Origin of the sequence: Mycolicibacterium pulveris, assembly GCF_010725725.1 — a bacterium.
GTDB classification, from domain to species: domain Bacteria; phylum Actinomycetota; class Actinomycetes; order Mycobacteriales; family Mycobacteriaceae; genus Mycobacterium; species Mycobacterium pulveris.
Map to the genome: position 1 here is coordinate 4097518 of NZ_AP022599.1, position 24952 is coordinate 4122469.

Genomic DNA, 24952 nt, shown 5'->3' on the forward strand with positions numbered 1-24952 from the left:
AGCCCGACGCGTGAAGGGTAGGGAGTGGCCCCTTGACCTCCGCGATATGCGCCTCGAACGGCCAGCGTCGCTTCTCTCTCAGCCCTCAATAACGAACCGAGTTCCGAGGCGGTCGTCGAGCAGACAGTCGATAACGTCGGCCGAGCCGGCACAGCCAAGCACCCGCTCGCTCAATCCGCGTACCGAAACAATTAAGCTCAGTTCGCGTGGATGGATTCGATCGTTCGCATAGTCAATGCTTAATGCGCTAGCGAAGCTAGCCACGACAATCATCTGGGGGTATTGGCAACGAATCAAACGGTGCCTATGGGAGCGCTCGATCACCCGCGACTGACAACTCTGATCAGCGCCGTCGCCACGGGTGCGCAGGAGAGCGCTACCGGCCCAGGGCCTTGCTGGCAGCAGTGGCTCGGGCACGGTCAACTCGGAGGCGTTCCATGAAGCGTCCTACGTTGTATCCGCCTCGTTCCAGGATGATCCGGAAAAATCGTTCGGCGTCCGTACGTTGCTCTGCCGTCATCCTTTCATTTACATACTGAGATCGCGCTAAAGAGAACATCACGTCGAAAACGGCGGGTGTTTCGTGAAACTTCTCCGCCGCTCTCGCGAATTGGGACGGCCAGTCGCTAGATTCGACGGTGAGCGATAACAGGGCCGCCATGATAGCTGCCTTCGGGCACTCCTCGATCAGATCGTCGAACGCTTGTTGAATCGCTACCTCTAACTTCTTAGACGACAGCGATCCCGCCATTGCGGTGAGGCAAAAGAATAGAGGAAATTGAGCCTGCATCTTCGCCTTTGCATCTGCAATCTGTTTTTCAGACCTCTCGTCGTCTTGAGCCAGCTCATCCGCTAAGTCAGACATGAAGTCTTGGAAATCATCGTCTTGCTCAAATAAATAGACCATGTCCGCCCACAGATGTACTGTCTTCTTGAGCGTCTTGACCTTGAGCGGCATATTCCTTACTAGCTCTGAATCACGAAGGACATTGGAAACCAAAGACAGAGCTCGCAGAGCTTTCTGAATGTGGGGAGCATCGCGCATACTCCGCGCAGGGAACGGCTCACTAGAACGGACCACAGCATTTTCGATCACGTAATTGAGGTCGTCATCGGTTTCTTCTTCGTCGTCCGAGTCGCTCTGGCCCGCATGTGCGCCGGATTCATCATCATCCAGAGGCTCAGTTTCAGCCGAAGTAACGGCCGCGACGACCGAGTCAAGCCCAAGTGGATGGTCTGTCCCGCTTGTCCTGGCGGGTCCAAAAATTGAAGCGGAGCGCTCGTCGGAACATTCTTCGCGGTCGACTAATGCATGAACGCGCTCAAGCACACCTTGATCATTCCTGACTAATGATGCATAGTGGGTTATAATCTTCGAGTAGAATAAGCCATCGTCAATAAGCTCTTCCTTAAAGGGTGGGTCCTCCTTGGCTTGTTTGGCTGCAAATAGGTACAAATAACTAGACTGGGCAAAACGGACAATGTTCTTGGGATCACTGCGTCGAGTCGTCAAAATATGACGAGCTTTCAATGATTCCAGCATGGCCGTCGGGCTTTCGTTCCAGCCATATTCTTCAAAGAGCTCAGTCAGAAACCGTACTACATCATCCTCGGCAAGCGCGCCAGCTTTATTACGTGCATACAATGAAGCAAGCGCTGATAGAATGGCTTCGCGGTCGCGTGCGTCTATGCTGAACCGCGAATCCTCAAATATTTCGCGACCGAGCAGCGAGCTGACAAACTGGTCCAGGAGTGTCACAGGGGTGACAGCTTGTATAGTCAGTGAAGTCTTGATGAAGACATCGAGAAGCAGAGCGATATTCCAGGCAGTCCTGGGTAAACCCTCGACATTCAGAGTCTGCTGCACTTTCTCCAACATCACTTCGGCTCGGTCATCGTCGACAGCCAGGCGGACTAGTGCGCGGACGTCACGCTTCGTCATCCTGCCCATATAGCGGACCGCGGGGGTCAAGCCGGCGTTTTCTAAGGCAGTGATTAATTCCGCCTCTGCGCCGAGTGAACAACTTAGGAAGCAGCCCTGAATCCAGTCAGCTTTAAGGTCTTCGATAAAGCGATCGAAGGTCCTGTTCCCCGGTCGCGGAACTATGTCGTCGACACCAAGTATTATGCCCTCTAAGGGTTCGTGCGGAGGAATCCCACAACTCTCGGCCAGATTTCGACGGATCAATCGGTCGAGACCGCGAACGCCCGAAGGTAATTCGCGGTAATCGACAAGCACAGGCACCGTCGATATTTCGTCATTAGTGCGTGTCATTATTAGCCATTCGAGGGCAGTGGTGATGCCGCTAATTTCTTCGCCTACAACAAGTACAAGCTTCTCTTCACGTGCGTCTTTCGCGGGATCAAGCCTTATGTCCTTCTTTCCAGCTTCATACTGGTCGATGCTCGACAAGATTTTCTCGTGCGGCGCACTAAGAAGCACCGGACGAACAATAAGTTTGTCGAGGTCAGTGATGGTATTAGCGTCGTCGATCGCAACAATGGACTCCGACTGTACGCGTTGCAATAATGCGTCGCGAGCTGCGCGATGGTAACTCTGTCTTGTTATCAGGGCCGGGGTGCGCCCGGCGGCGCTGCCGATCCGCGTAATAAATTCTGGGAGATCGGCGTAATTATCGGATTCGAACGGTACGACGGTGATCGGCGTTTCTCGATATTGCTCGGTGAGTGTGTCGCGTTCTGAATTGCGGCAGAGTAGATAGTGTTCGTTGCCCGAATTAGGTATATCTTCGTCGATTCTCGCTATCAACCGGCCTAGGTTTGGGTCCTCCAATGTGCCACTTGCGCCGACGAATAAGATGGATTTGCCGCCCGCCATCAACCATTGAATAGACTGCGCGCTCCGATTTTCCACGATTGCGCCATAGGATTCGGACCCGAATACCACCGTATCGGGGTCTAAGTAGCATCCGTGTAAGTGCATTACGGCATTAATAGCCCCGTTGAGCGCACGCTGCATATTGTCATATTCTCGCCATGTCACTCGATCGCGATTTGCGACACGCTCGATGAGTACATCATAATTTGTTGTTGCAATTGGCATGCCGAGGCTAGCGATCGCCTGTATTAATTCGGGTCGCTCAGGTTCGGCTAAGCTGCCCACCGTTTCGTAGAGCCAGTTGCTGAAACCGCGCTTGCCTAGCCGGCTCGCGATGTTTTGTGCGACGCTTGCGTAGTCGCTTGGACGCCGTGCTATTTCTATTTGTCGACGGTTGACCTCCGCCCACTCGGCTTCGTCAATCCCCGTTTGCACCACGGTTTCGATGCCGTGCTCAAGCAGGGAACGCCAGTCCCGGAAACGGGACGACGGCATCGTCGCAGCAGTCGTTCCAGCGCCGCAAACGACTACCAGACGGTTGCCCTTGATCGCGGCAACGATGCCTTCAATTGTCACTGCCCTGTTATAACTCATCAGTTCGCCCTGGGTCCGGATTCCCAGCGGGCGGCGAAGTCTTCGGCTCTAGGGCGCCATTGACTGGCCCACGTAGTGCAAGTGCCTAGCGGATCATTTCTCTGTCAATTCGACTAGGTAGCAGTTGGTCTCGGGCAGTTGGGTACCAACTTCGACTGGCACAACCAGGGCGCAGGCGCTGTTGAGCCCAGCGGCCCATTGCGTACTTGAGACCACGTCCGTAAGGCGGGCTAGTAGCAGCCAATAGCATGCTTCGTCTGCGACAATGCGTCGAGCATTCTGCGCCCAGACAATCGCTGAGCCTGCTACACCATCGAACTTCACACTGAGAGGCACGAAGCTTGCCCGTCCTTCAAGGACTGTCTCGATGGTGAAGGCGAGGTCATCCTGATCCGCAGTCACCAGCACTGCGTCGTCGAAGAACCGCTCCGCCGACCGCTCCAAGGACGAAAGGTCAGTGCGCGTGCTTGCGACCATACCGACACCTCCGCCTAGTTCCCTGCTCCATGTGCCGACGTAAAAGCCGTTGATTATATTGTCTCGGCGTTGATAACTCAAATGTACACGGCAGCAGTCTCATTGCCTAACTGTTTATTGCGGGGCTCAGGCGACGCTACTTATATGTGCAGTCACCGTGGAAGTTGATCCGAAGTTGCAATTAGGTTGCAGAGGTGCCCAGGACGAAAAACAGTGGGAGGGCAAAATGCCCTCCCACCTGCGGGGTGGCTGACGGGACTCGAACCCGCGACATCCAGGATCACAACCTGGTGCTCTACCAACTGAACTACAGCCACCATTGCCGCGGCGTGTGCAGCGGCGTCGTCGATACTATCCGCTCGGATGCTCTACGGCCGAATCGGTAACGCTCGAGTCGGCGCCGTTCGTTCCCAGCTCCGCGGCGATCGCCGCGATTTCGCTGGTCGAAGGCCCCGGCGGGGCAACGAACGCGGTGCGGCGGTAGTAGCGCAACTCACGTATCGACTCGTGGATGTCGGCCAGCGCGCGGTGGGCCAGGCCCTTCTCGGGCTGGCCGAAGTAGATCCGCGGGTACCAGCGACGGCACAGTTCTTTGATGGAGCTGACGTCGATCATCCGGTAGTGCAGGAAATCGTCGAGCTTGGGCATGTCGCGGGCGATGAAGCCGCGGTCGGTGGCGATCGAGTTGCCGGCCAGCGGCGCGGTCTTCGCCTGCTTGACGTGCGTGCGGATGTAGTCGAGCACCATCTCCTCCGCGGTGGCGACGTCGACGGTCGAGGACCGGACCTCCTCGATCAGCCCCGAGCGGGTGTGCATCTCGGTGACCACCGGGATCATCGACGACAGCGCCTGCTCATCGGCGTGAATAACGACGTCGATGCCCTCGCCGAGGACATTGAGATCCGCATCCGTCACCAGCACCGCGATCTCGATGAGCCGGTCGGTCGCCAGATCCAGCCCCGTCATCTCACAGTCGATCCACACCAGTTCGTCGCGCACAGCCGCTCTTCCCGTCACTTCGCTCGCCTCAGAGGCTCACAGTACTGTTTTCGACCATGACGACTGAGCCGACAGGCACGCCCGCGCAGCAGATCGCCTCTGGATACGCCGTCGAGGGCCCGGCGCTGGAGTTGGGGAGCGTCGTCGTCGACGGGGTGTGTGACCCGTCTGCGCAGGTCCGCATCCCGCTGGCGACGATCAACCGGCACGGCCTGGTCGCCGGCGCCACCGGCACGGGCAAGACGAAGTCGCTGCAACTGATCGCCGAACAGCTCTCCGCCGCCGGCGTGCCGTGCCTGATGGCCGACGTCAAGGGCGACCTGTCGGGGTTGGCACGCCCTGGGCAGGCGGGCGACAAGATCGACCAGCGCGCCGCCGACACCGGCGACAGCTGGACGCCGACGGCATATCCGGTCGAGTTCCTGACGCTGGGCACCAGCGGGATGGGGGTACCGGTCCGTGCGACGGTCTCCAGTTTCGGTCCGATCCTGCTGTCGAAAGTGTTGGGCCTGAACAAGACCCAGGAATCGACCCTCGGGCTGATCTTTCATTGGGCCGACCAGCAGGGCCTGCCGCTGCTGGACCTCAAAGACCTGCGCGCGGTCATCCAGTACCTCACCAGCGAGGAGGGCAAGCCCCTGCTCAAATCGCTGGGCGCGGTGTCGACGACGACGGCCGGGGTGATCCTGCGGGCGCTGGTGAACCTCGAGGCCGAGGGCGGCGACACGTTCTTCGGAGAGCCCGAGCTGGAGCCGGAGGACCTGCTGCGCTGCGACGACCAGGGCCGCGGCGTCATCACCCTGCTGGAACTGGGCAGCCAGGCCACCCGGCCGGTGATGTTCTCCACCTTCCTGATGTGGGTGCTCGCCGACCTGTTCACCTCGTTGCCCGAGGTCGGTGACCTCGAGAAGCCGAAGCTGGTGTTCTTCTTCGACGAAGCGCACCTGCTGTTCAGCGACGCGTCGAAGGCGTTCCTCGAGCAGGTCGAGCAGACGGTCAAGCTGATCCGCTCCAAGGGCGTCGGCGTGTGCTTCTGCACCCAGCTGCCGACCGACGTGCCCAACGACGTGCTGTCCCAGCTCGGGGCGCGCATCCAGCACGCGCTGCGCGCGTTCACCCCCGATGACCAGAAGGCGTTGTCCAAGACCGTGCGCACCTACCCGAAAACCGAGGTGTACGACCTGGAGTCGGCGTTGACGTCGCTGGGTATCGGCGAAGCGATCGTCACAGTCCTCTCGGAGAAGGGTGCGCCGACGCCCGTTGCCTGGACCCGGATGCGGGCCCCGCGCTCGCTGATGGACACCATCGGCAACGACGCGATCACCGCCGCCGCCAAGGCCAGCCCGCTGCAGGCCGAGTACGGCCAGACCGTGGATCGCGATTCCGCCTACGAACGCCTGGCCGCCAAGCTCGCCCCGCCGCCCGAGGCCGAAGCCGCGCCCGCGGAGGTGCCGGTGCCGCCGCCGGTGCCGCCGCCGCCGATGCCCGCCCCGGCCGCGGAACCCGGCTTCCTGGACAAGATGATGGACAGCCCCGCGTTCAAGAGCGCGATGCGCTCGGCGGGCACCGTCATTGGCCGCGAGATCACCCGCAGCATCTTCGGCACCGGGCGCCGTCGGCGCAGACGCTAGCCGCTGAGACTCCGCGAAATAGCATTCCGGGCTGTGATTTTGGCGATCCGACGACCTGGAATGCTATTTCGCGAGAAAAGAAGAAAAGCTAGCCGCCGGCGAGCTTCTTGTACACCGCGCCGACGATCGGGGTCACGATCACGCGTGGGGTGTAGCCGCTGGCCACCGACATCGCCTTCGACGTCACCCCGGGAACCACCCGCATCTTGTTGCGCTCCAAGCCATCCAGCGACAGCTTCGCGGTGTAGGCGGTGGAGATCCAGAGGAAGTCGGGGATCAGCTTCTCGACAAGCGACTGCTCGTCCTCGGACGGCAGCGTTTCGCGCACCGGCCCCGGCGCCAGCAGCGTGACGTGCACGCCGACGTGTTTGAGCTCGCCGCGCAGCGACTCGCTGAACGTGTTGACGAACGCCTTGCTCGCGGCGTAGGTGGCGTTGTTCGGAATCGGTGAATTGCCCGCCGCCGAACCGGAAATCAGGATGCCGCCGGCCCGGCGCTGCACCATCCCGGGCAACACAGCGAGCACAAGGTCGTGCACACCAAGGACGTTCAGCTGCACCTGCGCCTTCTCGCCGGCCGGATCCAGCTCCGCGACCGGGCCGAACGTCGCCGTACCCGCGTTGGCACACAGGATGGAGATGTCGCGCGCGGCCAACTCGTCGCAGAACTCGGTGCGCGCGGTCGGGTCGGCCAGATCCACCGGACGCACCTCGACCGTCACGCCGTAGCGATCGGTGAGCCGGTCGGCCAACGCCGTGAGCACATCCTCGCGGCGAGCGGTGACGATGAGGTGGTGTCCACGGGCGGCGAGTTCGACGGCCAACGCCTCACCGATGTTCTGCGAGGCGCCGGTGACGACGGCACGGGCTTCCGCGCTGGGAGCGGGTACTGGCATGCGCCGGACTATATCGTGGGCCAGCATGAGCGACACCCGCCCGGCGGACCCCCAGATCGCGGCCAAACGGCAGGTGTTCGCGTGGGCCCTGTGGGACTTCGGCGCGACGGGCCTGAACGCGATCGTCGTGACCTTCGTGTTCTCGGTCTATCTGACCAACGCCGTGGGCGACGATCTTCCCGGCGGCGCAAGCGCCGCGTCCTGGTTGGGCTGGGCCCTCGGAATCGCCGGTGTGGTGGTCGCCCTGCTCGCCCCGGTGACCGGAGTCTGGGTCGACGCGCCGTGGCGGCGCCGCCGCGTCCTGGGGGCGCTCAGCGGTCTTGCGGTGCTGCTGACCGCGGCGATGAGCCTGATCGCTGACGACTATCACTACCTGCTGCCCGGGTTGGTGCTGTTGGCGGGCGCCTCGGCCTGCAGCGAGCTGGCGACGGTGCCCTACAACGCGATGCTGCGCCAGCTGTCCACCCCGCAGACGTCCGGTCAGATATCCGGATTCGGCCTGGGTTTCGGCTATTTCGGCAGCGTCGTGTTGCTGCTGGTCGTCTACGTCGGCTTCATCGCCGGCGAGGGCGACACCCGCGGCGTGCTGAACCTTCCGGCGGCGGACGGCCAAAACGTCCGCGCCGCAATGTTGTTGACCGCCATCTGGTTCGGGGTGCTGGCCCTGCCCGTCGTCATCGCGGTGCGCAGCCCCGAACCCCGGCCGCAGGAGCCGACCGCGCGGGCGGGATTCTTCAGCGGATACCGCACGCTGTGGACGGAGATCGTGGCCGAGTGGCGACGCGACCACAACGTGGTGTACTACCTGATCGCCAGCGCGGTGTTTCGCGACGGGCTCACCGGCATCTTCGCGTTCGGCGCGGTGCTCGGGGTGAACGTCTACGGGGTCTCGGCCGCCGACGTGCTGCTGTTCGGGGTGAGCGCCAGCGTGGTGGCGGCCGTCGGCGCCGTCGGGGGTGGTCTGCTCGACGACAGGTTCGGCGCCAAGGCCGTCATCATCACCTCGCTGACGGCGATGATCGCCGTCGGCATCACGCTGATGGCGTTGTCCGGGCCGTTGGCGTTCTGGATCTGCGGGCTGTTGCTGTGCCTGTTCATCGGGCCCACGTTGTCGGCGGCGCGGACGTTGATGCTGCGGATCGCCGCCGAGGGCAAGGAGGGCGTCGCGTTCGGCCTCTACACCACCACCGGACGCGCCGTGTCCTACCTGGCGCCGTTTCTGTTCTCCACGTTCATCGCCGTGTTCGGAACCGACCGCGCGGGCATGGGCGGGCTGTTGGTGGTGCTGTTCGCCGGCCTGCTGGGGATGGTGGCCGTGCGGGTGCCGCGCCGCGCGACGACGGGTTAGCCGAGCGCGGTGCAGATGGTCAGCCCGGCGCCGGTGCGCCGCTGCACCGTCACGCCGTTGACCGTGATCGAGCAGGACACCTCGCGGCCGACGTTGATGATGCTGATGCTCGCGGAACCCTCTGCGGGCTCGGCCAATTCAACCTGCTTACTCCACGGCAGCAGCACGTTGAACTCGGTCTGCAACAGCCCGCCGGAGTCGACGTAGGTGATGTTGATCGCGCGGCCGGTACCGGTGACGTTGTAGACCACCGTCTCCGTCACCCCCGGGCTCGGGCTGGGCGTCGTGGTGGTCGGCGGCCTGCGCGGCACCGTCGGCGCCGGTACCACCGGGATGGTGGGCCTAGGCGTCGTCGTCGGCGTCGGGGTGGTGAACCTGGGCTCCTGCACCGCGGGCGGAGCCACGACGGTTTCCTGCCGGGACCTGTTCACGTTCACGATGACCAGGGCGACGACGAGGCCTACGACGGTGACCACCGCGATCCCGGCCAACACCCACAACCAACGGGGCGCCGGGCGCTCCTCTTGAGGCGGCTCCTGAGGCGGTTGACCGGGCGGATACTGCTGACCGTATTGGCCGGTCGCATACGGGTCATAGCCGTAGGACGGGTACGCCGGCATCTGCTGGGTCGGCGCGGGCCCCGCGGGCGCCTGGTAGGTGGGTCCGTAGCCCGTCTGGCTCGCGTACGCCGGATCGGCGTATCCGGGGTAGCCGGCGCTCGGCGGCTGGGACGGTACCGAACCGTCGCGCAAGCCCGCCTGCTCCTCGCTTCCGCGGTGCGGTGAATCCGTCATGCCCACCTCATGGCTGCGAGGGTACCTGGGCGACCGCACAAACCCCCCGACAAGCACGTCGAACGAGGCTGCGACCTGGCACTTCCGTGCGTCGGGTCGCCGCCGGACGTGACCCATGGACAATACGAGGGGTGGGGCAACAGGTTCGCCGGGTCTACGGCCCGTCGATGTCGCCGGACGCCACCGCGTTCGCGCACCTCGTCGACGACGGCGGCTTTCCCCGCGCGGTACAGCGCTTCCTGCGCGGCTGGCGCGCGTCGTCCTCACGTGACGTCGAACTGCCCGTCGAGGGACCCGTACTGCGGGTCATGCACTCCGCCGACGGCCACTGGCTAGCGTGTGAGGTCGCCCCGGACGGCAGCACCCGCAGCCAGATCTGGGTCGTGACAACCGATCCCGACGACCGCGACGCGCGCCGCATCGACTCCTGGCCCGAAGGCTTCCAGGAGGGTACCGCGGAGCTGATCAATTGGGACGGCACCCAGGTGGCCGCGATCCTCACCGGCGAAGACGGGGTGGGCACCTCGTGCCTGATCGACCCCGCCACCGGCGAGATGACCGTGCTGGACCGTCGCTCCAGCGGCCGGCTGGTCGACGCCTGGTCCGGGGTGGCGCTGGTGCGTGTCGGCCCGCGCGGCTACCGGGACCTGATCATGCTGCGTGCCGGCATCGAGACCGTGCTGCTGCCATACGATCCCGGCTCGACCACCGACACCGGGATCATCCTCGACGACCACCTTCCCCGCCGGCTGCGCGCCGGTCTTGAAGGGGAACTCACCGAGAGATACCAGCCCGCGACGATCTTCGACGAGGACAGCACCGAAGGCTATGTACGCGCCCTCATCCGCAGCGAGAACGGGGCCGAATACGCGCGGCTGCTCGAGGTGACCGTCACCGCGGACGGGGTCGCCTATCACGTGGTGGCCGAGCGCGCCGGCCACGAACTCGACGAGTTCACCGTCAGCGACGACCTCTCGACGGTGGCGATGTTATGGAACATCTACGGCGCCAGTGAATTACAGATCCTCGACCTCACCGACTACACGCTGCACGAGCCGATTCCGTTGCCCGGCATGGTCGCCAGTGAGCTGAGCATCAGCGCGGGCGGGTGGATGTTGGCGGTGACGGTCGAGGGTCCGTCGCGCCCACCGACCGTCGAACTGGTCGACCCGCGGACGGCGGAGTGGGAACTCGTCGACCGCGAGCCCAGCCTCGGACCGGTCAGCGCCGACCCGACGCTGGAGACCATCACCGCCCGCGACGGGCTGGAGTTCAGCGGTTGGCTGTTCCGGCCGCCCGAGAAAGTGGACCCGATCGGCGCGATGCTGTTTTTGCACGGCGGGCCGGAGGGCCAGGGCCGGCCCGGCTACAACGAGTTCTTTCCGGCGTTGGTGGAGGCGGGGATCACCGTGTTCCTGCCGAACGTGCGCGGCTCCGGCGGATTCGGGCGCAGTTTTATGCATGCCGACGACAAGGAGCGCAGGTTCGCCGCGATCGATGACGTCGCCGACGCGGTGCACTTCCTCGTCGAGAACCAGCATGCGCCGGGCGATCGCATCGCGTGCTGCGGATGGTCCTACGGCGGCTATCTCACCCAGGCCGCGCTCACCTTTCATCCGGACCTGTTCGCGGCGGGCATCAGCATCTGCGGCATGAGCGACTTGAACACCTGGTACCGCACCACCGAGCCGTGGATCGCCGCGGCGGCATATCCCAAGTACGGCCACCCCGTCAGCGACCAGGCGCTGCTGGCGGAACTCTCACCGTTGCAGCGGGTGCAGAATCTGGTCGCCCCGTTGCTGCTCGTGCACGGCGCCAACGACACTAATGTGCCGCCCACCGAATCTCAGCAAATGTATGACGCGTTGCGAGCGCTCGGCCGCACCGTGGAGTACCTGGTTTTCGACGACGACGGACACGAGATCGACCGGCGCGAGAACCGCGCCGTGCTGCTCAAGGCCATGAGGGAGTGGCTCCTCGCGGCGTTTTCGCCCGCTGCGCAGCTTTGACGAGGTCGCTGCGCCTCGAAGGTTTACCGCAACTGGCGCGAGGGTAATTCACCGCTACGTCAATGGCGGTGCCCACACGGACGGAGGCGCAGCATGCGAGGAGTTATCGGTGTCGTCGTTCTCATTTGGTTGCTGATCGGGGTGTTGGCCGCTTACCAGCGCGGCTATTTCCAGACCGGCGACGCAAACTGCGCCACGGCGGCGCGAGTGGCCTTGACGGTTCTCGTCGGGCCGCTCAACTACGCGGGTGTGAATCCCAAAGTTGATTGCAACATCCCGGAGCCCAGCGCTTCCGGGCTTTATCCGAAAGCTGTTGCCTGACAGCGGCAGCTACTAACGAAGGAGTGGCGATGATCATTCTCGGAATCATTCTGGCGGTGCTGGGATACTTCTTGTGGACGCCGTTGATGTACATCGGTATCGCGTTGGTCGTCATCGGCGCGGTGTTCTGGTTGCTCGGCAGCGTCGGGCGTCCGGTCGCCGGCCGGCGAGCCTGGTATTAACCCCAGCGCTGCACACGGCGGTCACCCGGTCAACGGGTGGCCGCCGTTGTTGTTTGTGCCGCAATCGGTTACGTCTCGGTCCCGTCTCGGGTTAGGTCAATGCCGCGAGCGTCATCTCGCGCAGCACCGCGCGTGAGCGTGCTCGTTCAATCCCGTTGGTGCCGTGTGCCTTGAGGGCATGCGGGGTGGAGTTCATCAATCCGAACGCCGCGTGCGCCATCAGCCGGGCCTCCTTCTCCACGAGGCCGCGCCGACGTAGCTGATCGACCCAGATCTCCACATACTGCCGCTGCGCCTTGCGCACTTGGCGCTTGGCGGGGTCGGGAAGATGCGCCAGATCGCGGTCCTGGATCCGGATCAGGTCCGGCTCGCCCAGCGCGAAGTCGAGATGGAAGTCGACCAGCCCGGCCAAGGCACCGTCGGGATCGTCGGCCGTGGCCACCACGGCCCTGGCTCCGGCCAGCAGGCGGGTGCTGATGCCCACCAGCAACTCGACCAGCAGCGCCTCCTTGTTCGGGAAGTGCCGGTAGATCGCCGGTCCGCTGACCCCCGCGGCCGCACCGATGTCTTCGAGGCGCACCGCGAGATATCCGCGGTCGGCGATGAGCCGCTCGGCGGCCGCGAGCAGCTTCGTGCGGCGGTCGGACTTGCGTCGACTGCGGGGCGTTTCAACGCGGGCGACGGTGGACATTTCGGTTAATGATAACTAACATCACCTCGGTTAGTCGCCATTAACTCAACTGAACGGGTTTTCCTCGATGGCAACGCGGGTTTCACATCGTGAGGAGCACGTCGCACTCGTCGAGCAGCTGCGGACCAAGCTGGCCACCGCTGCGCTCGGCGGTCCCGAACGTGCCCGCGAACGACATGTCGGCCGCGGCAAGCTGCTGCCGCGCGACCGGGTCGACGGCCTACTCGATCCGGGCAGCCCATTCCTGGAGGTGGCTGCGCTGGCCGCAGACGGCATGTACGACGACGAGTGCCCGGGCGCGGGGATGATCACCGGGATCGGCCGGGTGTCCGGTCGCGAGTGCATGATCGTGGCCAACGACGCCACCGTGAAAGGCGGGACCTACTACCCGATCACGGTGAAGAAGCACCTGCGCGCCCAGGAGATCGCCGGACAGAACCGGCTGCCGTGCATTTATCTGGTCGACTCCGGCGGCGCGTTTCTGCCGCGCCAGGACGAGGTGTTCCCCGACCGCGAGCACTTCGGCCGGATCTTCTATAACCAGGCCAACCTCAGCGCGCAGGGCATCGCGCAGATCGCCGCGGTGCTCGGGTCGTGCACCGCGGGCGGCGCGTACGTGCCCGCGATGAGCGACGAGGCCGTCATCGTGCGCAACCAGGGCACCATCTTCTTGGGCGGGCCCCCGCTGGTGAAGGCCGCCACCGGTGAAGTGGTGACCGCGGAGGAACTCGGCGGCGGTGACCTGCACTCCAAAACCTCCGGGGTGACAGATCATCTGGCCCACGACGACCGCGACGCGCTGCGCATCGTCCGACGCATCGTGGCGACGTTGGGACCCCGCGCCGAACCGCCGTGGCAGGTCGTGCCGTCGGTCGAGCCGATGGCCGACCAGACCGAGCTCTACGACGTCGTTCCCGTCGATCCGCGCGTTCCCTACGACGTCCACGAGGTGATCACCCGCATCGTCGACGGCGGCGAGTTCTCCGAGTTCAAGGCCGAATACGGCAGCACGTTGGTCACCGGGTTCGCCCGCATCCACGGTCATCCGGTCGGCATCGTCGCCAACAACGGTGTGCTGTTCAGCGAATCCGCGTTGAAGGGTGCGCATTTCATCGAACTGTGTGACAAGCGCATCATCCCGTTGCTGTTCCTGCAGAACATCTCCGGCTTCATGGTGGGCCGCGACTACGAAGCTGGCGGGATCGCCAAGCACGGCGCGAAGATGGTCACCGCGGTCGCGTGCGCCCGGGTGCCCAAACTGACCGTGGTCATCGGCGGCTCGTACGGCGCGGGCAACTACTCGATGTGTGGGCGCGCCTACTCGCCGCGGTTCCTGTGGATGTGGCCCAACGCCAGGATCTCGGTGATGGGAGGCGAGCAGGCCGCGTCGGTGCTGGCGACGGTGCGCGGGGAGATGACCCCCGAAGAGGAGGAGAAGTTCAAGGCCCCCATTCGCCAGCAGTACGAGGACCAGGGCAACCCCTACTATTCGACGGCACGGCTGTGGGACGATGGGGTCATCGATCCCGCCGACACCAGAACGGTGCTGGGCCTGGCGCTTTCAATTGCCGGGCAAGCCCCGCTCGAGCCGGTTTCCTACGGCGTCTTCCGGATGTGATGGTCATGTCTGCGTTCTCCACCGTCCTGGTCGCCAATCGAGGCGAGATCGCCGTGCGGGTGATCCGCACGCTGCGCGCGATGGGAATCCGCTCGGTCGCGGTCTTCAGCGACGCCGACACCGGCGCGCGCCACGTCGCCGAGGCCGACACCGCCGTGCACATCGGCCCCGCGGCCGCACGCGACAGTTACCTCAACATCGACGCCGTCGTCGCCGCCGCTGCGCGCACCGGAGCCCAGGCGATACATCCCGGTTACGGATTCCTCTCGGAGAACGCGCAATTCGCCGCAGCGCTGCAGGACGCGAACATCGTGTTCATCGGGCCGCCGGTGGCCGCGATCCAGACCATGGGCGACAAGATCGCGGCCAAGGCCGCCGTCTCGGCCTTCGGGGTTCCGGTGGTGCCGGGGATTTCCCGGCCCGGCCTGACCGACGCGGAACTGATTGCCGGCGCCGAGGAGGTCGGATTTCCGGTGCTGGTCAAGCCCTCGGCGGGCGGCGGCGGCAAGGGCATGCGGGTCGTGCACACGGCGTCCGAACTGCCCGCCGCGCTGGCCAGCGCACGACGCGAGGCCGGTGCCGCGTTCGGCGACGACACACTGTTCCTGGAACGCTATGTGCTCAACCCGCGCCACATCGAGGTGCAGGTACTCGCCGACGGCTACGGCAACGTCGTGCATCTCGGCGAGCGGGAGTGCAGCCTGCAACGTCGGCACCAGAAGGTCATCGAAGAGGCGCCGTCTCCGCTGCTCGACGACGCGACGCGGGCCCGGATCGGCGCCGCGGCCTGCGACACCGCACGCAGCGTGGACTACACCGGCGCCGGCACGGTCGAGTTCATCGTGTCCGCCGATCGGCCCGACGAGTTCTTCTTCATGGAGATGAACACCCGCCTGCAGGTCGAGCACCCGGTGACCGAGATGGTCACCGGCGTCGACCTCGTCGAACAGCAGGTGCGCATCGCCGCGGGCGAGAAGTTGCCCATCGCCCAGGACGACGTCACCATCACCGGGCACGCGATCGAGGCCCGGGTCTACGCAGAAGACCCGGGACGCGGCTTCCTGCCCACCGGCGGCGACGTGCTGGCCGTCGCCGAGCCCGAGGGACCCGGCATCCGGGTCGACTCCGGCCTGAAGAGCGGCACGGCCGTCGGCAGCGACTACGACCCGATGCTGTCCAAGGTGATCGCACACGGCGCCGACCGGCCCGACGCGCTGCGGGCGCTCGACGCGGCGCTGGCCGACACCGCGGTGCTCGGGGTGACCACCAACATCGAGTTCCTGCGGTTTCTGCTGGCCGATGCCGAGGTCGCCGCGGGCCGGCTCGACACCGGGTTGCTCGACCGCCGCGCCCCGGACTTCCAACCCGCGCCGCCCGGCGACGAGGAGTTGATCGCCGCGGCGGCCTACAAGTGGGTGCGCGGGTGGGCCCGTGCGACGGGCGACCTGTGGGCCTTACCGTCGGGATGGCGGGTGGGGGAACGCGCGCCGACGACGTTGCGGCTGCGCTCCGGTGAGCGCACCGACCACGTCTACCTGACCGGCACCCCGACCTCCGCCAGCGCAGCCGTCGAACATGGCGAAACGCATTCGCTGGCAGCGTCGTTGGACGGTGACCGGCTCACGATCACGCTTGACGGAGTGCGCACCGAGTACCTCATCGCCGCCACCGACGGCCAGATCTGGTTGGCCGGTGCCGGACGTACCGCGCTGGTCGAGGAGGTCCGCGAAGCGCCGGTCCGCCCCGACGACGAACTGTCCGGAGACGCCGAACTGACCAGCCCGATGCCGGGTTCCGTTGTCGCCGTTGGGGTGTCAGACGGACAACGGGTCGACGCGGGCACTGTCGTCGTCACCGTCGAGGCGATGAAGATGGAGCATGCGCTGACCGCGCCGGTGGACGGCGTGGTGGAACTGGTCGTCGCCGCGGGTGAGCAAGTGAAGGTGGGCCAGGTCCTGGCCCGGATAACGGCAAGCGAGGAGCCGCAACCATGACCGACTTTCTGGCTACGGGCACGCTGCCCGACCACTATCAACAACTGGCCAAGACGGTGCGCGACTTCGCGCAGTCCGTTGTGGCGCCGGTCTCGGCGAAACACGATGAGGAACACTCGTTTCCCTACAAGGTTGTCGCGGGCATGGCAGACATGGGATTGTTCGGCCTTCCGTTCCCCGAGGAGTACGGCGGCATGGGCGGCGACTACTTCGCGCTGTGCCTGGCGCTCGAGGAGCTCGGCAAGGTCGACCAGAGTGTGGCCATCACCCTCGAGGCCGGGGTGTCGCTGGGCGCGATGCCGATCTACCGGTTCGGCAACGACAAGCAGAAGCAGGACTGGCTGCCGCTGCTGGCCAGCGGCAAGGCGCTGGGCGCGTTCGGCCTGACCGAGCCCGGCGGCGGCAGCGACGCCGGCGCGACGAAGACGACCGCGCGGCTCGACGACGGCCACTGGGTGATCAACGGCAGCAAGCAGTTCATCACGAACTCCGGCACCGACATCACCAAGCTGGTGACGGTCACGGCGGTCACCGGGGAGACCGACGGCAAGAAGGAGATCAGCTCGATCCTGGTGCCCGTTCCGACACCGGGGTTCACCGCCGAACCGGCCTACAACAAGGTCGGCTGGAACGCCTCGGACACCCATCCGTTGAGCTTCGACGACGTGCGGGTGCCGGAGGAGAACCTGCTCGGCGAGCGCGGCCGCGGCTACGCGAACTTCCTGCGCATTCTCGACGAGGGACGCATCGCGATCGCCGCGCTGTCGGTGGGCGCCGCGCAGGGCTGCGTGGACGAGAGCGTCAAGTACGCCAAGGAGCGTGAGGCGTTCGGCCGGCCGATCGGGGCCAACCAGGCGATCGCGTTCAAGATCGCGCGGATGGAAGCCCGGGCACACACCGCGCGCACGGCCTACTACGACGCCGCGGCGATGATGCTGGCGGGCAAGCCCTTCAAGAAGGCCGCCGCCGTCGCCAAGATGGTGGCCAGCGAAGCCGCCATGGACAACGCGCGCGACGCCACCCAGATCTTCGGTGGCTACGGGTTCATGAACGAGTACCCGGTGGCCCGCCACTACCGCGACAGTAAGATCCTCGAGATCGGGGAGGGCACAACGGAAGTGCAGCTGATGCTGATCGGAAGGGAACTCGGACTTTGAGCGAGAAGAATGTCGGCGGGCGGGGTGGCGGAAGAGTCATCGTTCAGCGGGGCCTGTGGTACGAGGAGTTCGAGCCGGGGGTGATCTATCAGCACCGGCCCGGCCGCACCCTCACCGAGGCCGACAACGTGCTTTTCACCACGCTGACGATGAACACCCAGGCGCTGCACCTTGATGCCGCGTTCTCCGACGCCCTGCCGCCGTTCAACCAGCGGCTGATCAACTCGATGTTCACGCTGTCGACGTTGGTGGGCCTGTCGGTGGCCCAGCTGACGCAGGGCACGATCGTCGGCAACCTCGGCTTCGGCGAGGTCAAGTTCCCCAAGCCGCTTTTCCACGGCGACACCCTGTACGCCGAGACCGAGGTGACCGACAAACGCGAGTCCAAAAGCCGCCCCGGGGAGGGGATCGTCACGTTCGCCCACACCGGGCGTAACCAGCACGGTGATGTCGTCGCGCTGGCATCGCGCAAGACGATGGTGCGGATGCGGCCGCAGGGAGAAGCCTGATGGGAATCGAGCAGGTCGGGCCCGGCTGGCTGTTCTGCCCGGCTGATCGGCCCGAACGGTTCGAGAAGGCCGCAGCGGCAGCCGATGTCGTGATCCTGGACCTCGAGGACGGGGTTGCCGCCAAAGATCGCGAGGCCGCCCGCAAGGCCCTGATCGACACGCCGCTGGACCCGGCCCGCACCGTGGTTCGGGTCAACCCCGTCTCCACGCCCGATCACGCGCTGGATGTAAACGCCGTGGCGGCAACGGATTACAGGACGGTGATGCTGGCCAAGACGGAGACCGCCGAGCAGGTGGCCTCGCTCGCGCCGCTGGACGTCGTCGTTCTCGTCGAAACGCCGCTCGGAGCACTCAACGTCACCGAGTCGGCCCGCGTCGACAACGCCTTCGCGGTGATGTGGGGAGCCGAGGACCTGTTCGCGATCACCGGGGGCACCGCCAACCGCTGGCCCGACGGCAGCTACCGCGACGTCGCCAAGCACGTGCGGTCACACAGCCTGTTGGCGGCCAAGGCCTACGGGCGGCTGGCGCTGGACTCGGTGTACCTGGACATCAAAGATCTCGACGGGTTGCGCGCCGAAGCCGACGACGCCGTTGCGGTCGGGTTCGACGCCAAGGTGGCCATCCATCCCACGCAGGTGGCGGTGATTCGGTCCGCGTACACGCCGACCGACGAACAGGTCGACTGGGCACGCCGGGTGCTCGACACGGCCCGCGACCAGCGGGGCGTCTTCCAGTTCGAGGGCATAATGGTGGATGCCCCAGTGCTGCGGCGAGCAGAGCGCATCGTCGCGTTGGCGCCACACCCCGGCAGCTGACGGACGGGCCCTCCACCAGGGGTTTGCTCTGACCGCCTCCGTGCTGAGCACCTCAGTCGCCTGACGACGCGATCCGCCGTCAGTGACCCTAGGAGGCGGTATGGCCGGTTTGTCGGAGTTGGTCCAACTCGTGGCGCCCGACGGCACACCGACGGCGCAAAGCCGTTACCGCCGAGATCTGCCGCCTGAGACGCTTTCCTGGCTTTACGAGTCGATGGTCGTGGCGCGCGACCTCGACGGCGAGTTCGTCAACCTGCAGCGGCAGGGTGAACTGGCGCTGTTCGCGACGTGCCGCGGGCAGGAGGCCGCGCAGATCGGTGCGGCGGCGTGTTTGCGTAAGACCGATTGGCTGTTCCCCCAGTACCGCGAGCTCGGCGCATTTCTGCTGCGTGGCATCAGCCCCGCCCAGATGGCAGCGGTGTGGCGCGGCAAGTGGCACGGCGGGCTGGATTTCACCGACAGGTGCGTCGCGCCCATCGCCATCCCGATCGGCACCCAAAGCCTGCATGCCGTCGGTGCCGCCATGGCCGCGCAACGGCTGGGCGAGAATTCGGTGACGCTGGCGTTCCTCGGCGACGGCGCCACCAGCACGGGCGACGCGCACGAGGCGCTCAACTTCGCCGCGGTGTTCACGGCGCCGTGCGTGTTCTTCGTGCAGAACAACCAGTGGGCGATCTCGGTGCCGGTCAGCCACCAGATGGCCGCGCCGTCGATCGCGCACCGAGCCGCCGGATACGGCATGCCGGGCATCCGCGTCGACGGCAACGACGTGCTGGCGTGTTTCGCGGTCGTGGCCGAAGCGGCCGAGCGGGCCCGCGACGGCGGCGGGCCGACCCTGATCGAGGCGGTCACCTACCGCATGGGCCCGCACACCACCTCCGACGACCCGACCCGCTACCAGGACCCCGACGAGGTGGCGCTCTGGGCCGCCCGCGATCCGATCCAGCGCTACCGCACGTACCTGCGCGACACCGGAGTCTGGACAGACCGGCTCGAGGAGCGCGTCGCGGCCCGATCGAAACGGCTGCGAACCGAGCTGCGCGAGTCGGTTGTCGGCGCAGCCGATTTCGACGTCGCCGACATGTTCGACACCGTCTACCACGACATCACCCCAGAGCTCGCGCACCAGCGACGACAACTGCTGGCCGAGCTGGCGAAGGAGGCTTCGGGCGAGCGAAGCGACGGGAGGGCAAGAGCATGACACAGATCATCGAACGCCCCGCAGCGCACGGCGAAGACGAGCCCCGCGGCCCCCTGCTGACCCCGGTGCCGGTGGCGCCGACGCTGACCATGGTGCAGGCGATCAACCGGGCGCTGCACGACGCGATGGCCGCCGACGAGCGGGTGCTGGTGTTCGGCGAGGACGTCGCGACGCTCGGCGGCGTCTTCCGTGTCACCGAGGGGCTGGCCGAAACCTTCGGCGCGCAGCGCTGCTTCGACACCCCGCTGGCGGAGTCGGCGATTGTCGGCATCGCGATCGGGATGGCGATCCGGGGCCTGGTGCCGGTGCCGGAGATTCAGTTCGACGGCTTCGTCGCACCCGCGTTCGATCAGATCGTCAGCCATCTGGCCAAGTACCGGATGCGTACCCGCGGTGACGTCGCCATGCCGGTGACCATTCGCATCCCGTCGTTCGGCGGGATCGGTGCCGTCGAACACCATTCCGAATCGACCGAAACCTACTGGCTGCACACCGCGGGCCTCAAAATGGTGGTGCCGTCGACCCCGTCGGATGCGTATTGGCTGCTGCGAGAGGCGATCAGCAGCCCCGATCCGGTGGTGTACCTCGAACCCAAGCGGCGCTACTGGGCGCGCGGGCCCGTCGACACCGAGGTGGCGGCCCCGCCGATCGGCCGGGCGGCGATTCGGCGCAGCGGCGATGACGTCACCGTGGTGACCTACGGTCCGCTGGTCGCGACGGCGTTGAGCGCGGCCGAACTGGCTGCCGTGCAGCGCGGTTGGCGCCTGGAAGTGATCGATCTGCGGTCGCTGAACCCGCTGGACTTCGACACCGTCGCGAACTCCGTGCGACGCACCGGCCGCGCGGTCGTGATGCACGAGGGCCCCCGCACGTTGGGGTTCGGCGCGGAGCTGGCCGCCCGTTTGCAGGAGGAACTCTTCTACGACCTCGAAGCACCGGTGTTGCGCGCCACGGGATTTGACACACCGTATCCTCCGGCCCGGCTGGAGAAGCTGTGGCTGCCCGGTGTCGACCGGTTACTCGACTGCGTCGAACGCACGTTGGAGCAGCCATGACGGTACGGGAGTTTCTGGTCCCCGACCTGGGTGAGGGGCTGGAAGACGCCACGATCACGCACTGGGCCGTCGCGGTCGGCGATGACGTCGAACTGAACCAGACGCTGTGCACCGTCGAAACGAACAAGGCCGAGGTCGAGATCCCCAGCCCGTACGCGGGCCGCGTCGTCGAACTCGGTGGCGCCGAAGGCGATACGCTCGCCGTCGGCGCGGTGCTGGCGCGTTTCGAGACCGATACCGCCGATGCGAATCGCACGCCGGTGCTGGTCGGTTACGGCGCCGACGACGGGCTGGACAGCAGCAGGCGACCCGCCGCGCCGCTCCGGCCCAGAGCCAAGCCCCCGGTGCGTAAGCTGGCCGCCGAGCTGAACGTCGACCTGAGCACGGTGACCGGTTCGGGGGCCGACGGGGTGATCACCCGCGAGGACGTCCTGGCCGCGGCGGGCAGCGCCGCACCCGAACCCGACACCGTTTCCGTTCGCGGTGTCCATGCCGAGATGGCACAGCGAATAACGTTGTCGCGCAGTGAAATACCAGATGCGCATGCCGGTGTGGAGGTCGACGCGACGGGCTTGATGAAACTGCGCGACCGGCTGGCGGGCAAGGCCGACGCGGAGGCGTCGATCACCCCGTTCGTGCTGACGCTGCGACTGTTGACGATCGCGCTGCGCCGCCACCCCCACCTCAACGCCACCTGGGTCGACACCGCCGACGGGCCGCAGATCCATCTGCACTCGGCGGTGCATCTGGGGTTCGGGGTGGCCGCACCGCGGGGTCTGCTGGTTCCGGTGGTGCGTGACGCGCAGGACCTGACCACGCGCGAGCTGGCGCGCGTGGTGGCCGGGTTGATTCAAGGTGCGCGTGACGGAACGCTCAAGCCGACCGAACTACAGGGGTCGACGTTCACGGTGTCAAACTTCGGGGCGCTCGGTCTCGATGACGGCGTGCCGGTCATCAACTATCCGGAGGCGGCGATCCTCGGGATGGGCTCGCTGCGGCCCAGACCCGTCGTCGTCGATGACCAGGTGGTCGCCCGCCCGACGGTGAAACTCACCTGCGCGTTCGACCACCGTGTCGCCGACGGCGCGCAGGTCGCGGCGTTTCTGGGGGAGCTGCGGGAGCTGATCGAGTCACCGGAGCTGGCGCTGCTGGACCTCTAGCTCGTCACCTGCGTTTGGCGGCGGCCAGCCGGCGGGCGAACTCGGGGGACAGGATCGACGTGGCCTGCGGCCCGAGTTCGGTGTCGACGGCGATGCGGTGCTGGTCGGTGTCGACGACACCGGGGTTGGCGGTCGCGCGCATGGAGGCCTTGGTGGCGAGGACGACCTCACGCGGCGCCGCCGCAGGCCCGGCGGCCAGCTCGCGTGCCGACGCGACCGGGTCGTCGGCGACCGTGAGCGCCAGCCCGTGACGGACCGCGGCCTCGGCGTCGAACCGCATGCCGAACAGCAGCGCCGCGCGCGCGGCCTGCGGCCCGACCGCGCGTTGCAGCATCCAGGTGGCGCCGCCGCCGGGGTGGATGCCCAACTTCTGGAACCGGGGATCGAACAGGGCGGCGGGACCGGCGATGCGCACGTCGGCGGCCAGCGCCAGGTTCAGGCCCGCGCCGACGGCCGCGCCGTTGACCGCGGCGATCGTCGGCAGCGCGCAGTTGGCCACGGCCAGGAAACCGTCGTAGATCTTGAGCAGGCCGTCCTCGGTCGCCTCCCCGAGCGCGCTGAGGTCGGCGCCGGCGCAGAACGCCTTGCCGGCCCCGGTGACGATGAGCGCGTGCACGTCGAGGTTGGCCTCGGCGGCGTCGACGGCGGCGCGAAGCTGGGCGGACATGTCGAACGTCACCGCGTTGCGGCGGTCGGGATCGTTGACGGTGACGACGGCGACGCGGTCCTCGATGTGGACCAGCACAAGATCAGACACGCTGCTCAGCCTAGAGCGGCCGTCCCGACGCTCAGCTGGCGGCCGTCAGCGTGACGTTGTGCAGCGCCACCGCGACGTCGCTGGGCAGGACGTCCATGAAGGTCGAAACGTCCCTGATCGCCGCGCCGCTGGCGATGACGTTGCCAGGAAAGCCCGGGCCGCAGGGGAAGGCGTGACACCGATACCAGAAGCCGGGTGCGCTCTGATACGGCGCCATGCTGGGTGCCTGGTCGACCCGGTAGCGGCCGGGCCGGATGTAGGCCGTGGCCCAGCTGTCGGTCGGGTTGGTGGCGACGCCGAACACACCGTTGCTGCCGTAGCTCGGCGGGCTCGCGTGTGCGGCACCGCCGATCGGACCCGCCAGCAGGGCGCCGACCGCAATCACCGCGGTCGCGCCGCGTCGCGCGGAGTTCACGCGATGAGTGTATCGGCGGGTCGGCTTCGGCGTCAGGCCGCGGCGCTGCCCTCGTCGGATCCGGTGGCGCCGCCGGCGTCTTGCGCCGCGTCGGTGCTCTCGTCGTCGCCCTGTGCTGGTTCGCTCTCACCGCCGGCAGCGGAATCTTCATCTGGCGCAACGACGTCCGAGTCGCGATCGTCGACGCCGTCGGTGAGGCCGACGCTGCCGGGTTCGGCTTTGACGCTGGTCCGCACGACGTTGATCTTGGGGCGTTTCTCGTCCGGCGTCTCCGACAATTCGGCGTCCTCGTCGGGGGCGAGTGACTCCGACGCGGTCGCCACAGGCGACAGCACGTGCTCGGCGACAGCGGCGTCCATCTGGGTGGCGGTCTCGGGGCTCTCCTGCTCGGACGCGGCGCTTTCGTCCGCGATGTCCTTCCCAGCAGCGGGCTTCGCGGGCGCCGTTGCCGCATGCCAGCCCTCGACGATCGCGCCGGGGATCCGGACGAGGGTGTCCAGCGCCTGTTTGGGCGAGGGAAGCAGCGTCGCGGGGCGGTACGCGCTGGGATCGCGGGGAATCGGATTGCCCCCGTAATAGGCGGAGTCGACGAGCAGCCGCAGGACCGGGTCGAAGAACGCGGCGACACGGTCGCCGAAGACAGCACCGATGAGCCGGGTCAGCGGTAGTCCTTCGCTGGCATAGGTCACGTAGGTGGTGTTGTTTCGGGAGGTGACATATGTCGTGATCGGATCGCCCGGGGAACTGCAGCGCGCATCCGGGCAGTCGAGAACGGCGCCGCTGACGGTGATCGCGCAGGTGTTCGCGTCGCACTGAACGGCGGGCGTGCCGTCGGGGTTGACCGGCAAGTCCAGCGAGCCCTGGTCGCGGTGCCGGTACAGGTAGCCGACCAGTGAGTTGACGGCCGCCAGCGGGTTGAGGAGTACCGCGGGTGCGTTCGAGTTGTAGTCGTACTCGTAGCCGATGTTCACCGCGCGCAGGGCGGGCACCTCGCTGGGGGTGGGAAACGGGTTGACGCCGATGAGCGCGAACCATGGATATCTGGTGCCGAAGCCGCCGTCGGGGCGCGCGACGTCGTTGTCGAGAACCAACACCGTGTCGCTGAGGTCGGGACGCTTGCTCAACGCAAGCAGGCTCACGTTTGCCGCGCCCCAGCCCGACGCGATGATGGCGTTCTGTTCCCCCGCGTTGGCGTCGAGCGCCTGTTCGATTCCTTTCAGCCCGGACCAGAAGTTGACGTAGACGATGTCGTCACCGTTGGGGCCCGTGTACACGGGGTCGTTGAACTTGCCCTGGAAGAAGTCCTCCACCCCCGCCCCGGTCGGGTTGGTGGAGCTGCCGACGACGATGAGCGCGGCCAGGTCGACAAGCGGCGCGGTGATGGCGGCCGGCTGCATCGCGGCGACGCCGGCGACGCTGGTCGCGATACCCGCGGCCGCGACGGTCAGCGCCACCCTGCTCGCGCGTCTTGCCATCCCTGAATTCCGT

Annotated in this window: 22 protein-coding genes and 1 tRNA gene; 13 read left to right on the forward strand and 10 right to left on the reverse strand. The window is 66.2% G+C overall.

Going from position 1 to position 24952, the window contains the following annotated elements; all coding sequences use genetic code 11:
* Positions 1-376: 376 nt before the first annotated feature.
* The 4 genes from G6N28_RS19895 to orn all read right to left on the reverse strand — a co-directional run bounded on the left by G6N28_RS19895 (position 377) and on the right by orn (position 4909).
* Complete coding sequence (locus G6N28_RS19895; RefSeq protein WP_163903256.1) at positions 377-3433, reverse strand: SIR2 family protein; 3057 nt, start codon at positions 3431-3433, stop codon at positions 377-379.
* Between the two features lie 93 nt (positions 3434-3526).
* On the reverse strand, positions 3527-3910 hold the full coding sequence (locus G6N28_RS19900; RefSeq protein ID WP_163903258.1) for a hypothetical protein: 384 nt from the start codon (positions 3908-3910) through the stop codon (positions 3527-3529).
* Between the two features lie 244 nt (positions 3911-4154).
* Positions 4155-4227 (reverse strand) — tRNA-His (locus tag G6N28_RS19905).
* A gap of 34 nt (positions 4228-4261) precedes the next feature.
* On the reverse strand, positions 4262-4909 hold the full coding sequence (orn, locus tag G6N28_RS19910; RefSeq protein ID WP_163903260.1) for an oligoribonuclease: 648 nt from the start codon (positions 4907-4909) through the stop codon (positions 4262-4264).
* 56 nt (positions 4910-4965) lie between these two features.
* Here orn and G6N28_RS19915 point away from each other — a divergent pair, with 56 nt between their 5' ends.
* Entirely contained in the window at positions 4966-6540 is a 1575-nt protein-coding gene (locus G6N28_RS19915; protein ID WP_163903262.1) for a helicase HerA-like domain-containing protein, read from the forward strand.
* Between the two features lie 88 nt (positions 6541-6628).
* On the opposite strand, the gene cmrA is transcribed toward G6N28_RS19915, so the two are convergent.
* Complete coding sequence (gene cmrA, locus G6N28_RS19920) at positions 6629-7435, reverse strand: mycolate reductase (RefSeq protein WP_163903264.1); 807 nt, start codon at positions 7433-7435, stop codon at positions 6629-6631.
* A 25-nt stretch (positions 7436-7460) separates the two neighbouring features.
* Here cmrA and G6N28_RS19925 point away from each other — a divergent pair, with 25 nt between their 5' ends.
* Entirely contained in the window at positions 7461-8783 is a 1323-nt protein-coding gene (locus G6N28_RS19925) for an MFS transporter (protein ID WP_163903266.1), read from the forward strand.
* Here the strand turns inward: G6N28_RS19925 and G6N28_RS19930 are convergent.
* Entirely contained in the window at positions 8780-9577 is a 798-nt protein-coding gene (locus G6N28_RS19930) for an MmpS family transport accessory protein (RefSeq protein WP_163903268.1), read from the reverse strand. The two genes, G6N28_RS19925 and G6N28_RS19930, sit on opposite strands and share 4 nt — an antisense overlap.
* Before the next feature lie 167 nt (positions 9578-9744).
* Between G6N28_RS19930 and G6N28_RS19935 the strand changes: the two genes are divergently transcribed.
* The 3 genes from G6N28_RS19935 (at position 9745) to G6N28_RS26765 (ending at position 12089) form a co-directional block, all read left to right on the forward strand.
* Positions 9745-11586 (forward strand): alpha/beta hydrolase family protein, encoded by a 1842-nt coding sequence (locus G6N28_RS19935; RefSeq protein ID WP_163906467.1) that lies wholly within the window; start codon positions 9745-9747, stop codon positions 11584-11586.
* Positions 11587-11679: 93 nt separating this feature from the next.
* Positions 11680-11907, forward strand: coding sequence for a hypothetical protein (locus G6N28_RS19940; protein WP_163903270.1), 228 nt, complete (start codon positions 11680-11682; stop codon positions 11905-11907).
* 29 nt (positions 11908-11936) lie between these two features.
* A complete protein-coding gene (locus G6N28_RS26765) occupies positions 11937-12089 on the forward strand; it encodes a hypothetical protein (RefSeq protein ID WP_170307909.1) in 153 nt (50 codons plus the stop codon).
* Positions 12090-12180: 91 nt separating this feature from the next.
* Here the strand turns inward: G6N28_RS26765 and G6N28_RS19945 are convergent, their stop codons facing one another.
* Complete coding sequence (locus G6N28_RS19945) at positions 12181-12780, reverse strand: SACE_7040 family transcriptional regulator (RefSeq protein ID WP_163903272.1); 600 nt, start codon at positions 12778-12780, stop codon at positions 12181-12183.
* A gap of 67 nt (positions 12781-12847) precedes the next feature.
* Here G6N28_RS19945 and G6N28_RS19950 point away from each other — a divergent pair, with 67 nt between their 5' ends.
* The 8 genes from G6N28_RS19950 to G6N28_RS19985 all read left to right on the forward strand — a co-directional run bounded on the left by G6N28_RS19950 (position 12848) and on the right by G6N28_RS19985 (position 22292).
* Positions 12848-14398, forward strand: coding sequence for a carboxyl transferase domain-containing protein (locus G6N28_RS19950; protein ID WP_163903274.1), 1551 nt, complete (start codon positions 12848-12850; stop codon positions 14396-14398).
* A gap of 5 nt (positions 14399-14403) precedes the next feature.
* Positions 14404-16392, forward strand: coding sequence for an acetyl/propionyl/methylcrotonyl-CoA carboxylase subunit alpha (locus G6N28_RS19955; RefSeq protein WP_197745796.1), 1989 nt, complete (start codon positions 14404-14406; stop codon positions 16390-16392).
* Entirely contained in the window at positions 16389-17549 is a 1161-nt protein-coding gene (locus tag G6N28_RS19960; protein ID WP_163903292.1) for an acyl-CoA dehydrogenase family protein, read from the forward strand. The genes G6N28_RS19955 and G6N28_RS19960 overlap by 4 nt, the downstream gene beginning before the upstream one ends.
* Positions 17546-18058, forward strand: a complete 513-nt coding sequence (locus G6N28_RS19965; protein ID WP_163903294.1) for a MaoC family dehydratase — start codon at positions 17546-17548, stop codon at positions 18056-18058. The genes G6N28_RS19960 and G6N28_RS19965 overlap by 4 nt, the downstream gene beginning before the upstream one ends.
* Positions 18058-18876 carry an HpcH/HpaI aldolase/citrate lyase family protein gene (locus tag G6N28_RS19970; protein WP_163903296.1) on the forward strand — a complete coding sequence of 273 codons (819 nt, stop codon included), beginning with the start codon at positions 18058-18060 and terminating at the stop codon, positions 18874-18876. Before G6N28_RS19965 ends, G6N28_RS19970 begins: the two co-directional genes overlap by 1 nt.
* 100 nt (positions 18877-18976) lie before the next feature.
* On the forward strand, positions 18977-20077 hold the full coding sequence (pdhA, locus tag G6N28_RS19975) for a pyruvate dehydrogenase (acetyl-transferring) E1 component subunit alpha (RefSeq protein WP_163903298.1): 1101 nt from the start codon (positions 18977-18979) through the stop codon (positions 20075-20077).
* Positions 20074-21132: an alpha-ketoacid dehydrogenase subunit beta gene (locus G6N28_RS19980; RefSeq protein ID WP_163903300.1), complete on the forward strand. Its 1059-nt coding sequence runs from the start codon at positions 20074-20076 to the stop codon at positions 21130-21132. Before pdhA ends, G6N28_RS19980 begins: the two co-directional genes overlap by 4 nt.
* Positions 21129-22292 (forward strand): dihydrolipoamide acetyltransferase family protein, encoded by a 1164-nt coding sequence (locus tag G6N28_RS19985; RefSeq protein ID WP_163903302.1) that lies wholly within the window; start codon positions 21129-21131, stop codon positions 22290-22292. Before G6N28_RS19980 ends, G6N28_RS19985 begins: the two co-directional genes overlap by 4 nt.
* A gap of 4 nt (positions 22293-22296) precedes the next feature.
* Here G6N28_RS19985 and G6N28_RS19990 read toward each other — a convergent pair whose 3' ends face one another.
* The 3 genes from G6N28_RS19990 to G6N28_RS20000 all read right to left on the reverse strand — a co-directional run bounded on the left by G6N28_RS19990 (position 22297) and on the right by G6N28_RS20000 (position 24939).
* Positions 22297-23049 carry an enoyl-CoA hydratase gene (locus G6N28_RS19990; RefSeq protein WP_163903304.1) on the reverse strand — a complete coding sequence of 251 codons (753 nt, stop codon included), beginning with the start codon at positions 23047-23049 and terminating at the stop codon, positions 22297-22299.
* 31 nt (positions 23050-23080) lie between these two features.
* Positions 23081-23431, reverse strand: a complete 351-nt coding sequence (locus G6N28_RS19995) for a hypothetical protein (protein WP_163906471.1) — start codon at positions 23429-23431, stop codon at positions 23081-23083.
* Between the two features lie 65 nt (positions 23432-23496).
* Positions 23497-24939, reverse strand: coding sequence for a PE-PPE domain-containing protein (locus tag G6N28_RS20000; protein WP_163903306.1), 1443 nt, complete (start codon positions 24937-24939; stop codon positions 23497-23499).
* Positions 24940-24952 lie beyond the last annotated feature (13 nt).